A 482-nucleotide genomic window follows, 5' to 3' on the forward strand; every position below is an offset into this window, starting at 1 on the left:
CCTGCTCCTAATACATTGAAAGTAAACACGCCACTTGCTCCCCCGCATATCACGGCGATTAGCAGTAAAGGATTCATCAGTACATAAGGAAAGTAAATTTCGTGTATACCTCCTAGAAAATGAATGATCACAGCCCCTGGTGCAGATTGCTTGATCATTCCCTTGGAAAATACCCAGTATGCCAACAGAACTCCCAGGCCGGGACCTGGATTGGCTTCTAATAAGAAGAATATCGATTTTCCCACTTCTTTCGCTTGTTGTATTCCAATTGGGCTTAATACCCCATGATTCATAGCGTTGTTTAAAAACAATATCTTCCCTGGTTCAATAAATAGGGATACTAGAGGCAATAAACCTGCGCTTACAATGGTCTCTACCCCTGCTTTCAGTATATTGCTTAAGCCTAAAACCACCGGGCCGATTCCTGTATAAGCCAATAATGCCAACAATGCACCCAATATACCTGCCGAAAAGTTGTTAAT

1 protein-coding gene is annotated in these 482 nt (G+C 42.3%); it reads right to left on the reverse strand.

The window, feature by feature from the left end:
- On the reverse strand, positions 1-482 hold a 482-nt coding region (locus Ga0466249_RS25965; RefSeq protein ID WP_215832390.1), incomplete at both ends, for a PTS transporter subunit EIIC.

Origin of the sequence: Pelorhabdus rhamnosifermentans, assembly GCF_018835585.1 — a bacterium.
GTDB classification, from domain to species: Bacteria; Bacillota; Negativicutes; order UMGS1260; family UMGS1260; genus Pelorhabdus; species Pelorhabdus rhamnosifermentans.